This is a genomic window from Facklamia miroungae (genome assembly GCF_012396555.1).
GTDB lineage: Bacteria > Bacillota > Bacilli > Lactobacillales > Aerococcaceae > Facklamia > Facklamia miroungae.
The window spans coordinates 84442-97582 of record NZ_JAAXPS010000003.1 but is presented as its reverse complement, the minus strand read 5'-3'; the positions used below and the strand labels follow the sequence as shown (position 1 = coordinate 97582).

Genomic DNA, 13141 nt, shown 5'->3' with positions numbered 1-13141 from the left:
TTTTAATTATATTCATCTTCCGATTCATAAATACTCACACCTGAAAGCTGATTGATATCTTGAAAGAACTTTTCAGGATGAACTTCTTTAGGAATTACTAAACGGACTAGATAATCAAGTTGGTCACTATTATTCACCAAGGGTTTGATAAAAGTGACGGTAACTAATGACGCTTCAATAAAATGAAGCGCCTCGTTAAATGATTGAACATCCTTTGCTTGGACAAAAACCGTTACCCAAGGTGTTTTCTTCCTTAATGAGCTTTCAACTCTTTGTAAGAAGGTCAAAGTGATTAGGAGTATAAAGCCTACAACAATTGCTACTTCGTAGAAGCCGATCCCAATTGCTAAGCCAATACAAGCCGAAGACCACAAGCCCGCAGCCGTTGTTAAACCTTTAATTTTGTCACGATTAGTGACTAAAATCATACCGGCACCTAAAAAGCCAATCCCACTAACAACTTGTGACCCCATCCGTGTAGGATCAACTCCCTCATAAAATTCGGCCGCAAACTGATTCGTCATCATCACCATGGCTGAAGTTATACAGACTAAAATATAAGTGCGCATACCGGCTGGATGATTTTTCAATCCACGTTCAAAACCAATCATACCACTAATCAACATGGCTAAAAGTGACCTTAAAAGTATGGTGAAGAAATTTAATTCTTCAAAATTAATCGCTGGTAACTTCATTGGTGACCTCCTTTACTTAGTCCATAATCTTATTATAACAGCTTACTATTTAATTTATCCAATAGCTTTTCATAGTAAAACTAGTTAAGCGGCTCTTCAGAAGAAAATTTGGGTAAAAGAGGAAGTATGATAGTAACGATTAAAACCATTAATAGGAAAGTCATCATTTTAGTTGCGTAACTTTCACCAGTATTTGGTAACTGTGTTTGATTATTTCTTGACATAGAAGAATTTTCTTTTTGATTTAATACTTTTTTATCCTGTTCACTGCTTAAATTTGTTTTTTTGTTATTGTTTTCGTATACCACCGCATATTCACTAAAATGATCTGCGGTGAATTGGACCTTATTTTCCAAATAAAGTGATGGAACTTGAAAAGCAACTTGACGGTTTACATCCAAATAGACGACCGAATGAAATACTCGGTTCTGATCCAGTGGAATTGTAACAGTGGCTGGCTGCTTGATTTGAATTTTTTTACCTTGAGAATCTATTGGATAAATATCATAAATATCAGCTGATCGATTATTCAGTAGTTTCATATGTTCTTCAGTCATAGCTACCGGCGCTACAATGAAATCAAAAATATCTCTATCTAGCCAGTCCACCCCAATAGATACTCCAGTCACTTCATCATAATAATCATTTAATAAGCTATCAACTATTTCTTCCTTATTAGGCAGTTCAAAAGTAAAATTAGGTTCTACTTGAGTGAACCCTTCGTTAGTTGAATAATTTTGGGAATCGGTTATGGTTGTTTTTTCTCCAGTAAAATCGACACTCAATGAAGTAGTCGTATCTTCAGTGGAAAAAACCTCCTCGGTTTGAGTTTGGTTGGTTTCTTCATCACTAGTTCCATTATCAATTATTCTTTCGCCTACATAGACGGTAATATTATAAGCTGGGCCCGCATAAGACACTTCCGAAAATATAGGTGAATAAAACTTAGTTTTTACATCGGTAGATATATAATAGAACTTGTCTGAATCTAGCACAGAAAGTGCTTCTTTAATTATTTGATCAATTGATTTATTTGAAATTTCCGAATTGTCTTCATATAATAATTCATTTTTATTGACTACTTTAATCCTCTTCCAAAGAGGCCCGTCATCCCAAGAATCATCATAAATTATACCTTTTGGGATAAGTTCCTTTCTTTTATTTAAATTGCTCGCTTCATCAAGATTTTTAATATAAACAGTCACTATATCTTTTTGATATCTTGAAAAAAGAACCCCATTTGATTCGTCATCATATTTAACCGAGTCAGTCAATTGATTACTTAAGTGCATAAAATGCGTAAGATAGTTTTGATTATATTCATCTAGAAACTTTGGAATATCCTTATAATCATTACTAAAAGATGTCCTTGTAAAAATTAAATCATTCGAGTCACTATCAATAAAATAAAATTCTGTTTTTGTCACTCTACTTTCAAATTCTTCACTAGTCTCAGCAGTGCTTTCCCAATCATTTGGAGCAATTATTTTAAACATTGGTATTTCGAAATCACTCAATTCTTCTAAAGAAGTGTAATATTTGTAATGATAATAAGTATCTATTAGATAGGCAAACTTAAGTTCAAAGGGTGAGTCAGAATAATTTGGTGCCTTAAAATAAGATTTGAATTCATAAAGATTTTCTCCTATTTTCGAAACCTTATCTTTTTCTTCTATTATTTGTTGAAGCGATTCATTATTCTGATTATTAAATGAGACGACCATGTCTATTATCTCAGACTGATCACTAGCGACCACTCGCACTTCGATTACTTCTCCCGGATTATAGTAATCTTTATCTGTTTCAACACTAATCAATTTTGGAGGAGAAATATCTTCCTGTAGATCACTAATTACCTGTATTTCTGGAAATAAATTTTTTGTTTCTGTAAAATCTAATTTATATTCTTTTATATTTTTAGAACTGTCCATCACTGATACTTTTGAAACTCTATACTTTCTTGATGAAATCTCCGGAACTTTTGCATACAGAATTCCTTCATAAGTGTTTTCTCTCACTTTATATATTTTATTTTCTATGTCTAAGAATGTTCCAAATCCTGTGCCAAAATCATCATGGAAACTTAGGAAAATAGATTCGATTGTTGATCGATCTTCTACCCTAATTTTCACTTCAATTTGTTCGCCTGGGCGGTATTCATTTTTATTCGTCGTAACACTTAATAGTTTAGGTGCTTCTTTATCATCTGCAAAACTGAGCGTAGTACGCCTATCTTCTGTTGTTTCATTGAAGTCATCTTCGCTAGTGGTATAATCATATTCACTGCTATCTTGTATGTTTTCAGTGGACACTAAACTGGTATTTTCATAATAAATTTCTGAAGTTAAAATACTCGAATCTTCATAATTGTTTTCGAAACTTGTATAATTTGCATAATCATTATGACTATTCTCTTGCGCAAGTGCCACCGGATGAATTATCAGACAATTAATCATCATCATAACTGAGCAAAAAGTTCCAAATTTTGCAATCGTCTTCATAAGCAACCTCTTTCTCGAATGTATTTAAAATATTTTTAATTTATTATAGCATTGTTAATTAGAGAAGTGAGGAAGATTTTGGTTTTTTAAGGCAATCTTTTCTAAAAATCACCCTCCACAATCGGAGGGTGATTTACTATTAATATAATAATTTTTTATAATTCAATCACTTGCCCCTTGTTTAATTCAAGAGCTTTTTCATAAATCGCTTTCCCAACTACAATATCTAAAACAGCTGATCCTGTGGTTTTAAAGATGGTTATTTCATCATCCGTTTGGCGGCCCGGTGTCTTCTCTGCTACTAATTGTCCTAATTCACCTGTGATGGACTCTTTTTGTATAATACCTTTTTTAAGCGGATTGATTAAATCGCCTGATTCATTCAAGACTCCATCTTTGGTATCTAAATAGATCTTACTTGCTTGAGCAAAAATTTCTTCAGGAAGTTCTTGCATGTCTGGTGTGTATGAGCCTACGCCATTAATATGAACCCCTGGCTTAAGATCTTTACTATCAAAAACGGGTTTTGTAGATGTAGTAACAGTTGTGATAACATCGGCTCCACTAATTGCTTCCTTTGAAGAAGCAACTGTTTTAATTTCAACTTCAAACTTTTCAGCGAATAAATCTATCATTTGATGAGCAAATGCGCTAGCACGCTCTTGGTCAATATCAAAAACGCGCACCTCTTTAATAGGTCGCACCGTTAAAATGGCTTCCAATTGATGTTGGGCTTGTCCCCCTGTCCCAAACAAGGCAAAGACTGAAGCGTTTTTACAAGCTAATAGGTCAGTCGCTGCTCCCGAAACAGCCCCTGTTCGTAACCTTGTTAGATAAGTACCGTCCATCAGGGCTGAAACTTCGCCTGTTTCTTCATTCAGCATAATCATGGTTGCCGGCACAGAGGAAATACCTTTTCGAATATTATTTGGATAGACTGAGGCAATTTTAATTCCGGCTGCTGAACCAGCTAAGCCGGGCATATATAAGTTTTGTCCTTCAAATTCTTCCACGTCAATATTGGTTCTCAAGGGGATTTCGGTTTCCCCTTCCGAATATAATTTTAAAGCTTCTTTATCTGCTTGAATGGCCTCTTTCATGGTCATGACTTCCTGTATATCTGCTTCATTCAACACTCTTATTTCCATGGAAACACTCCTTTAACTTTATCAATTATTATTCTCTTATTAAGAGTAACAAAAAAAAAGCCTTGGATTAAGCAATAAGTCTTGTATTATGCTATTAACAAACTTATACAGCTTTTTTACGAAAATTAGGAATATGTTAGACCAATTAAAAATAAAAGCTCTATTCCCAAAATAAGAAGGAATTAGAGCTTTAGTTCATTACTCATTTTTTCTAATTAAAATATCAGGATAATTTGACTGAATCCACTTTTCAAATGTTTGAATTGACTCATTAAGAATTAATCTTGACTGTTTATTAGTCTTAAGGTTATAAAATTCTACATAAATATCTTTAGGTGCCTTTTCATAAATTGAAATCTCTTCGTAATCACCTATTTTATTATCAAAAGTTCCAAACTTAATAATATTTGTTTTAGAAATTCCTTCAATACTGACTGCATAACCAATCAGTAAGCACACAATCGATAAGAGTAATTGATGATCGACAGTATTCCAAAAAGAGAATAAAAATACACATGAAAGAATAATAATAGTGATTCTATTAAAAATTGATCTTTTAGATTTAAATAGAATTTTATTACGTTTACTAAAAAGATGTATTAAATATACTAAAATTAGTATTGTTGAAAAAACAAATTCATTCATTGATTCTACCACTCGGCAATTGTTCCATCATAATTCTTCCACGATGGGTTTGTCCAATGGAGTCCCTCTTGAGAAACTTCTTCTACCATTTTTTCATCCATAATTAAACCTAAACCTGGTTTAGTTGGAATATCTAAATAACCGTCTTTAAATTGAAAAATTTCTTTATTTTCAACAAAATCTAACAAATCAAAACCTTTATTATAATGAATTCCTAAACTTTGTTCTTGAATGAAAACATTAGGTGAGCATACGTCAACTTGTAAAGTGGCAGCCAAAGCAATAGGGCCATATGGTGCATGAGGTGCCACTCCAATATCATATGCCTCAGCCATAGCAGCAATTTTTCTTAATTCAAGTATCCCGCCACATAAAGCAACGTCAGGTTGTATAATATCAATTGCTCCTTGTTTAAAGATGTTTTTAAATTGCCAGCGAGTATACAATCGCTCTCCTGTCGCCAATGGAGTTGAAGTATGTTGAGCAACCTCAATAAATGTTTCTTCATTTTCAGGTAAGACAACTTCTTCTAAAAACATTGGATGATAAGGTTCTAGCTCTTTAGCTAAAACTTTTGCCATAGGTTTATGAACACGACCGTGGAAATCTATACCAATTTGCATCTTATCTCCGAATTTATCCTTAATTGAAGCAACTCTTTCAATCACTTGGGTAATTTTTTCGTGAGAATCTATATAATGTAATTCCTCAGTAGCATTCATTTTCACAGCTGAAAAACCTCTATCAAATCGATCTTGGGCTTGTTCCAGAACATCATCAGGTCTATCTCCTCCAATCCATGAATAAACCTTCAGACTGTCTCTACAAGATCCTCCAAGTAATTCATACACAGGTACATTTAAGGCTTTACCTTTAATGTCCCATAAGGCCATCTCAATTCCTGAAACTATAGTTCCATTTATAGGACCGCCTCTAAAAAATGATCGATGAAGTTCTTGAAAAATACGTTCTATTTCAAAAGGATTTCTACCAATTATTCTCTTACTGAGTTCTAATGCCCCAGCAACCACCGATTCCGTTTTAGTACCAGAGATCATTTCACCCCAGCCCTCAATCCCTTCATCAGTCATAATCTTTATAAATATCCATCTAGGTTTTACTTTATATACTTTAACATCCGTAATAATCATGTTTTACTCCTTTCATAAAATGAAATTACTAAGCCTCGATTTGTTTTGTTTTGTTTTCTAATACATACCAATAAGCTGCAAAACCTAAGAACAATAATGGAATTCCAATTAATGGATTGTAGCTAAATGCAATAAATACTAGAAAGCTTTGAATCATTGATGTTGCAGCAAAAGATGAAATTAGTAAAGCACTAGTTCCTAATTCAATTCCCACTGATTGTGCAATACTAGTTAATACAGGTGCAGTAATCGTTCCACACCATAATAGAGAAGCTGTAACTATTAAACCAATAATTAGATTCTTTAATAAATTTCCCCTTGTTAAGGCAACAACCATCGCTACTCGAAAAGGAACAACCGCTAAATCTGCAAAAGGAAGAACCCTATTACCAGGTAATACAAGTGCCATGGCTATAGTCAAGGGAATGATGATTAATGCCGTTGTAATAACATCAGGATTCCCTACGACAACTGCTGCATCAAGGCCTATAAATAGCTTGCGACCTTCAAATTTATTTTGTGACCATTTTTGAGCGGCATCAGAAATCGGCATCAATCCTTCCATAAATAGGGCAGTCATTTTTGGAATTAAAACTAGTACTGCTGACATGCTAACTCCTAATTTTAAGACTGGAGTTAGCTCGAATCCAGCTAAAAAGCCGATCCCTAAACCTATAATTAATCCCATTATCATTTGATCTCCAAAGAATCCGAGATATCTTTGAGCATCTTTAATTGAAAATTTGGAATTTCTTATGAATGGAATTTTATCTAACAACCAATTTACAGGCCACGCAATAATTAATGATGATAGAGCTGAAACTGTTGGCAATGAAACACCAGGTATCCCAAAAAAGTCTTCTACCATTGGCTGTGACCAATCTGAAACTTTAAATGTAATAATTGCCATAGTAGCACTAGCACCAACCGCAAGGAAAATATTTTTTGTAACGAAATAGGTCATAACACCAACAATGGCCATATGATGATAGTTCCAAATATCCACGTCAAGAGTATGGGTTCGTTTTAAAATTAACAAAATAATATTAATCGCCAAGATAACAAAAATTAGGATAGCGATTATTGGAGAAGCCCATGTAACTGCTGCAATAGATCCCCAGCCAACATCTAATGCATCTAAATGAACACCCGTTCTTTCAACCATTGCCTTCGCAGCAGGACCAATGTTCGAGGTCATGAAATCTAAAATTAATTTTATCCCTGCAAATCCAATTGCTAAGGTTAGTCCTGACTTAAATGCTTTGGAAATTTTAAGTCCGAAAATTAAACCTATTATCGTTATTATTACAGGCAACATGACCATTGGACCTGCATCTATAAAGAAATTAAATATATTCATCAAAAAATTCATTTAGCTCACTCCTAATCTTTAACTAATTCATAAACTTGATTAAGCATTTCGTCAGCGCCTATTCCAGTTAATAGTGGCATTCCTTTAATAACCGGAACTCCAAATGTTTTCCCTTCAAATTGGCCAGTTGTTATTAAAACATCGTAATCTTCGACTTTCCCAGGAACTTCCATTAACTTACATTGACTTAATGTTACTTGAACATCTTTTTCTAATAAATATTCCTTAACCTTATTTGCTACTACTGTTGACGTTGCGATACCATTTCCACAAGCTACTAAAATTTTTTTCATATTTATCCTCCTAATTTTCGATAATTTTTTGAATTATTTTTAACATCTCTTCATTATTTTCTGCCTGCAATAAATTATTTTTCATATCTTCATTCTGAATAAACGAAATAACCTTCTGCAACATTTCGATTTGTCCCTCAGGTTCAGCAATAGCTAACATCATAATAATTTGAACTGGAATGTCAGCAGTGATGTTTTCCATATTCTTAAAGTTTACCGGTTTAGCCAAGGTTGCGACTGCCATTGAAGTTTTCTTCACTAAGTCATGATTAGCATGAGGAATAGCAACTGCCGGTTGTGCTGATGGAAGACCAGTAGGATATTCTCTTTCTCTCTCTATTATTGCCTCAATATATTCTTCTTTTACCATACCCTCTTCCTTTAATTTTTTTGCTAACAAGCTAAGTGCTTCTTCTTTAGAATTGACATCCAGTTGATTTAACATTAATTCACTTTTTAAATTCATACGTATTGACATCTTTTAGTTCACTTCCTGAAGTTTTTCGATATATTTTCTAAGCATTCCTCTGATCTCCATATCTCCCATATCTAATATTTTTCTACCATTAAAAATACTAGAACCAATACCAACAAATGAAGCCCCTTTTTTAAAGAAAGATTGGTAATTTTCAAAATTAATACCTCCTACAGCCATTAGTGGAATTTTCCCTAGAGGTGCTTGGATATCTTTAAAATAATCTGCTCCTAAAGTTCTAGCTGGAAAAACTTTAACAATATCTGCTCCCATTTCGAATTGGTTTACAATTTCAGATGGAGTAAACGCTCCTGGGATAGTTAAAACTTGATTTTTCTTCGCTAAATCAAAAATTTCCTTAGAGAAGACATGTGGACCTAATAAGAACTGTGCATTATTAGCAATTGCTTCTTCAGCTTCCTTTAAGTTTCTCACAGTTCCTGCTCCTACCTTTAAGTGATTTCCAAAATTTTCATTCAGCAAACGAATGATTTCAAAAGCATTCAGTGTATTTAGCGTAACTTCAATAGCAAAATTTTCTTCTAAACCATCTATATTTTTTGCTATTTTAAAAGCTTCTTCCTTTGTATAACCTCTCATAATAATAGTGAATTTTGGATATTCCATTTACTTTCCTCCCAATAATCTATATATCTTTTTAATATCATTACTTAAAATAATCGATGAAGTTAGAGTGTCATTTTGGGCAATCTCCGCTAACTTATTAACAGCTTTTAAATGTCTCGTAGTATCTATAATTGCCATTGGTGCTATCAAGTTTATTTTCATATTATTTGGAAATTGTATAGGCGTCTTTGAAATTAACAATCCTATACCTTCAGATTTTAAATCTTGAACCCTATCACAATGTGGTATAGCCATTTTTGTCCCAAAATAATGAAATACTTTACCAGTTTCAAACTGCGATATCGTTTCTTCAACATAGCTTTGTTCAAGCATATTCTTTTCCAGGAAAGGTTTAAACGATAATTGAATTGCTTCTCTCCATGACAAAGCACCTTCAGCAATTTGTATTCTCTCTATATTTAAATAATCATTTAGTCCTGGTAGAAAATCTTCATGATAATCATGAGCAGCATTATTTGTAATCAATATCTTTTCAAACTTTTTCCTCAAGCCTTTTACATCATAAATAGATCCATGTTCCTTAGCTGCAACAATTGCATTCTCAACTATTTCATTTAACTCGCTCATTCCATAGTCTGAAAGAACCTGCTTTCTTAATTCTAATTGTTCATCCGAAGTCATAAGTGGATTAATAATATACTGTTTGAGCTTTGTCTTTAATGGTATAGAAGTAAAAACTAAATCGTAATCATTTTGAAACTCATTAAATTCTCTGACGGACAAAGAATTCAATATAATCATTTCAGGAAATAAGCGTCTTAAAAGTTGCTGCATAAGTTTAGAAACTATGAGTCCGTTTGAGCAAACAACTACAGCTCTTTTTTTAGGTTCAGGTAACTCTTCGTTTCTATTAAGTTGCATTCCGAAATATAAGGAAAGTAATCGCAACTCATCATCAGGGATTTTCTTACCGATAAATTCCTCAAGCGGGTGTATGATTTCTTGAATTAAACGAATTAGTAAGTCATCTTCTTGTTTTAACACTTCTAATGAATAATCATTAACTTTGATATCAAATTGAATTCTGAAAACAGCTGGTCTTAAATGATTTAAAAGTCTCCTTTCAAAACTATCACGATTAGAAATTAGTATTAAAGTACGATTTTGAAAATCATCAACCATTTCCGTAATCAAATGCTCTAATTTAAATGATAATGTGTCTGTTATATTGTATTCACCTGAATTTAAGATTGCATTAGTATAAATATTTGAAGAAATTAAAAGAAGTGTAAACCACAATTTATTTTCTTGATTTAACTTCAAATTATCAACCCTATTAATAATTTTAAACTCATGTGATTCCATCAATAATGGTTCTTTAAAATTAAGCTCCTTAGATTTTTCAGAATTAATTCGAGCAAAATTGTATTTCATTACTTCAATTAGAAATTTAAATGATTCATCTGAATATCGAACTTTTAAATTTTTCTCAACCATTCTAACCATATGTATAACTTCATCTTCGAATTTATTAATTATACTTTGTTCAAAAGGGACAACTCTTTTATATAATATGTTTCGTCTAATAATATCATTAAGTAGAACTCTTACATTTTTCTCTTCACCATCAATTATGTATCCCTCTTTACGACTATAAGATAAATTTAGATCAAAAAGATTTAGGTTATCCTCAACGTTATTTAAATCTGATAGAACCGTATTTTTACTTACCTTCAACATATCTATTAGGTGATTTAGGGAGACCATTTCTCCACTAATTATTAAATATAATAAAATAAAATCGACTCGCTCTAAATCGGTAAAATACGTATTAGAATCCATATCTAAATTTTGTTCAGTTGCAAACAGTTGTATTATTTCATTAGGTATTATGAAGTTTCCTGTCGGAGTCCTTTCTATTATTGGAAGGCCATGTGAACGAAAAGTTTCATTTATTTTATTTAATGAGTAATTAATTTGTCTTCTCGTTAGCGATAATTCTTTTTCTATGTTTGAAATTTTATAATCCTTATTTCGTATAAGCAAAGAAATAATTTGAATGGCTCGCTCTTTCATTTATTCCCTCCTTTCCTATCTATCTACAGTATAAATGAAAAAAATAAATATTGAATACGATTTCATCCCAATTTTTGTGTCATTAGATATTCAGTTTGTACATTATAATTTTAAAAAAACCTAGCAAAATGCTAGGCTCAGAAATTTTTCTTTATTCTTGATTTTAAATATAGTTTGAATTATTAATGATTCTGCTTTCTTTTATAGTCTGTTTATATCCTCCCCATTTGTGCTGAATTTTATTTCAAAAAATATTTCATACCTTAGTATATAATGAACTGCCCCTTATCAATTAGACAGGGGGCAGTTCAGCTAACCATTAAGGACATTATATTAAAAAAATATAATTCTTATTTATTGTTCTTTATTTCTCAACATATTCCGCTTCAAGATCTTTGATTTGGTCAAAGGCATCTTGAGCTAATTGCATAGTTTGTTCAGTAATCCATTCTGCAGCTGCTTGGGGATCTTCAGCATACATCGTGATAAGTTCTTGACGTAATTCTTCATATTTATCTTTACCAGCTTTTTCAATGGCTAAGATCTTTTCTCTAATTTCTGGTTTTAAGTTCTCTTCGTCTTCCAACATAATGGTTAGTAGATTATCTACTGCCCAATAGAATGAATCTGGATCATATTCATTGGTTTCCACTTGGTAAGCAGAAATAGTATCATTGATATTTCCAAAGTATGGTAAATAAGGTGAAACGGTAGGAGATCCCATAGCTAACCACATCACACCTGGAACTTGTTCAGGCATATCTTCATAAATTTGGAAGATATGCGCCTCCATTGTGTTTTTATTACCAATTGGATATAAAGCATTCTCAGGTTTTTCTGGTTCTTGCTTTTCAGTCGTTTCAGTTTCTTCGCCTTCTGTTACCTCAGCTTCTTCGCCTTCTTCACCTTCTGTTGCTTCAGCCTCTTCGCTTTCTGTTGCTTCAGCCTCTTCGCTTTCTGTTACTTCGGTTTCTTCACCTTCTGTTGCTTCAGCCTCTTCGCTTTCTGCTACTTCGGTTTCTTCACCTTCTGTTGCTTCAGCCTCTTCGCTTTCTTCGCCTTCTGTTGCTTCAGCTTCTTCGCTTTCTGATGCTTCGGTTTCTTCGCCTTCTGTTACTTCAGCTTCTTCACCTTCTGTTGTTTCAGTTTCTTTAACAACTTGTCCACCGGTAGCAGATGCGATGTTATCCGCTGGAATATAATCTGTATCTTCTAAACGATTCCGTTGTAAACTCATTACATCGTCTAGGGTAATCGTTTTATCTGTTGAATGTAAGAATGGAAATTCTGTATCATCTAATGAAACTTCAGCATCCGGATCTAAAGTTTTAACCCCTGACCAGTATCTCGAAATAGAGCCAGGATCAATTTCGGCTGCGTAGGAATCAGCTACTCGAATCATTCCCTCTTCTTCAACATAAGTCCCAGCTTCTTCTGCTGTTTTAATTAAATCGGCAGAGGCGATAACATTTTCAGTATCTTCCACATCAACTGTTTCTAAGAAAAATGAGTTAGGAAATACCGCAAACATATCATCTGGCAACTTCATCGCAGCATATTGATGACCAGATAAAATTTCCATATACCAGGTTTCATTCTTATCGGCTATAATTAAGCCATTTCCTTCAGAAGATCCCTTCTCATCAATAATTGACGCTAATAACTCAACCCCTTCACGAGCTGTTTTAACGTGGCCTAACACGACGGTCGTCATGATTCCTTCTGAGAGTCCATTTTCAACTAAAGGGTCGACTGCTAAAACTTCATCATTCGTATAAGTCGTTGTAGTGGCATCCATCGCAACACCATACTCATTGTAACCTGCTTCATAGTATAAGCCCCACTCTGGGGTAGTGTCTGGAACAGCAAAATACTTATAGGATTCAGCTGGCAATTCAAATTCAAACTTTGTATACTCATCAACTAGTTTTGCACCTTCTTCATTTTCAGTCGCTTCAACCACCACAAAGGTTTTGTTGTGACTTTGCTCTAAGTCTTCAGTTCGCCCGAAAATGACGGATCCATCCTCTGTCAGATCCTTACCAACATAAACACCCGTACAGGCTGCTATCGGTTGCGTTAATAAAACCCCAGCAGATAGCATAGCCATCATACTTGTAAGTAGTTTCTTCATAAAATACCTCCTAATTTTTTGTAACCGCTTTATACTATAAGTATAACACTCTCAGATCTAGTT

The 13141-nt window shown here is 33.4% G+C and carries 11 protein-coding genes; all 11 read right to left on the bottom strand.

Going from position 1 to position 13141, the window contains the following annotated elements; genetic code table 11:
- Positions 1-2: 2 nt before the first annotated feature.
- The gene (locus HF969_RS04065; RefSeq protein WP_090289601.1) at positions 3-695 is read right to left on the bottom strand and encodes an MgtC/SapB family protein; all 693 of its coding nucleotides are present in this window, start codon (positions 693-695) and stop codon (positions 3-5) included.
- A gap of 80 nt (positions 696-775) precedes the next feature.
- Entirely contained in the window at positions 776-3196 is a 2421-nt protein-coding gene (locus HF969_RS04060; RefSeq protein ID WP_090289602.1) for a hypothetical protein, read from the bottom strand.
- Positions 3197-3351: 155 nt separating this feature from the next.
- Complete coding sequence (locus HF969_RS04055) at positions 3352-4338, bottom strand: ornithine cyclodeaminase family protein (protein ID WP_168427164.1); 987 nt, start codon at positions 4336-4338, stop codon at positions 3352-3354.
- A gap of 204 nt (positions 4339-4542) precedes the next feature.
- A complete protein-coding gene (locus HF969_RS04050; protein WP_090289604.1) occupies positions 4543-4989 on the bottom strand; it encodes a hypothetical protein in 447 nt (148 codons plus the stop codon).
- A 5-nt stretch (positions 4990-4994) separates the two neighbouring features.
- A complete protein-coding gene (gene dgoD, locus HF969_RS04045) occupies positions 4995-6140 on the bottom strand; it encodes a galactonate dehydratase (protein WP_090289605.1) in 1146 nt (381 codons plus the stop codon).
- A 28-nt stretch (positions 6141-6168) separates the two neighbouring features.
- Complete coding sequence (locus tag HF969_RS04040; protein ID WP_090289606.1) at positions 6169-7512, bottom strand: PTS galactitol transporter subunit IIC; 1344 nt, start codon at positions 7510-7512, stop codon at positions 6169-6171.
- An 11-nt stretch (positions 7513-7523) separates the two neighbouring features.
- Complete coding sequence (locus HF969_RS04035) at positions 7524-7805, bottom strand: PTS sugar transporter subunit IIB (RefSeq protein WP_090289607.1); 282 nt, start codon at positions 7803-7805, stop codon at positions 7524-7526.
- A 10-nt stretch (positions 7806-7815) separates the two neighbouring features.
- Positions 7816-8283, bottom strand: coding sequence for a PTS sugar transporter subunit IIA (locus HF969_RS04030; RefSeq protein ID WP_090289608.1), 468 nt, complete (start codon positions 8281-8283; stop codon positions 7816-7818).
- 3 nt (positions 8284-8286) lie between these two features.
- Positions 8287-8907 carry a bifunctional 4-hydroxy-2-oxoglutarate aldolase/2-dehydro-3-deoxy-phosphogluconate aldolase gene (locus HF969_RS04025; protein ID WP_090289609.1) on the bottom strand — a complete coding sequence of 207 codons (621 nt, stop codon included), beginning with the start codon at positions 8905-8907 and terminating at the stop codon, positions 8287-8289.
- Positions 8908-10944, bottom strand: coding sequence for a BglG family transcription antiterminator (locus tag HF969_RS04020; RefSeq protein WP_090289610.1), 2037 nt, complete (start codon positions 10942-10944; stop codon positions 8908-8910).
- A 364-nt stretch (positions 10945-11308) separates the two neighbouring features.
- The gene (locus HF969_RS04015; RefSeq protein WP_168427157.1) at positions 11309-13078 is read right to left on the bottom strand and encodes a C69 family dipeptidase; all 1770 of its coding nucleotides are present in this window, start codon (positions 13076-13078) and stop codon (positions 11309-11311) included.
- Positions 13079-13141 lie beyond the last annotated feature (63 nt).

Excerpts from the sequence above, each read along its gene's own strand:
- dgoD (WP_090289605.1), bottom strand. The coding sequence starts at position 6,140 with ATGATTATTACGGATGTTAAAGTATATAAAGTAAAACCTAGATGGATA.
- HF969_RS04065 (WP_090289601.1), bottom strand. The coding sequence starts at position 695 with ATGAAGTTACCAGCGATTAATTTTGAAGAATTAAATTTCTTCACCATA.
- HF969_RS04050 (WP_090289604.1), bottom strand. The coding sequence starts at position 4,989 with ATGAATGAATTTGTTTTTTCAACAATACTAATTTTAGTATATTTAATA.
- HF969_RS04035 (WP_090289607.1), bottom strand. The coding sequence starts at position 7,805 with ATGAAAAAAATTTTAGTAGCTTGTGGAAATGGTATCGCAACGTCAACA.
- HF969_RS04015 (WP_168427157.1), bottom strand. The coding sequence starts at position 13,078 with ATGAAGAAACTACTTACAAGTATGATGGCTATGCTATCTGCTGGGGTT.
- HF969_RS04030 (WP_090289608.1), bottom strand. The coding sequence starts at position 8,283 with ATGTCAATACGTATGAATTTAAAAAGTGAATTAATGTTAAATCAACTG.
- HF969_RS04060 (WP_090289602.1), bottom strand. The coding sequence starts at position 3,196 with ATGAAGACGATTGCAAAATTTGGAACTTTTTGCTCAGTTATGATGATG.
- HF969_RS04025 (WP_090289609.1), bottom strand. The coding sequence starts at position 8,907 with ATGGAATATCCAAAATTCACTATTATTATGAGAGGTTATACAAAGGAA.
- HF969_RS04020 (WP_090289610.1), bottom strand. The coding sequence starts at position 10,944 with ATGAAAGAGCGAGCCATTCAAATTATTTCTTTGCTTATACGAAATAAG.
- HF969_RS04040 (WP_090289606.1), bottom strand. The coding sequence starts at position 7,512 with ATGAATTTTTTGATGAATATATTTAATTTCTTTATAGATGCAGGTCCA.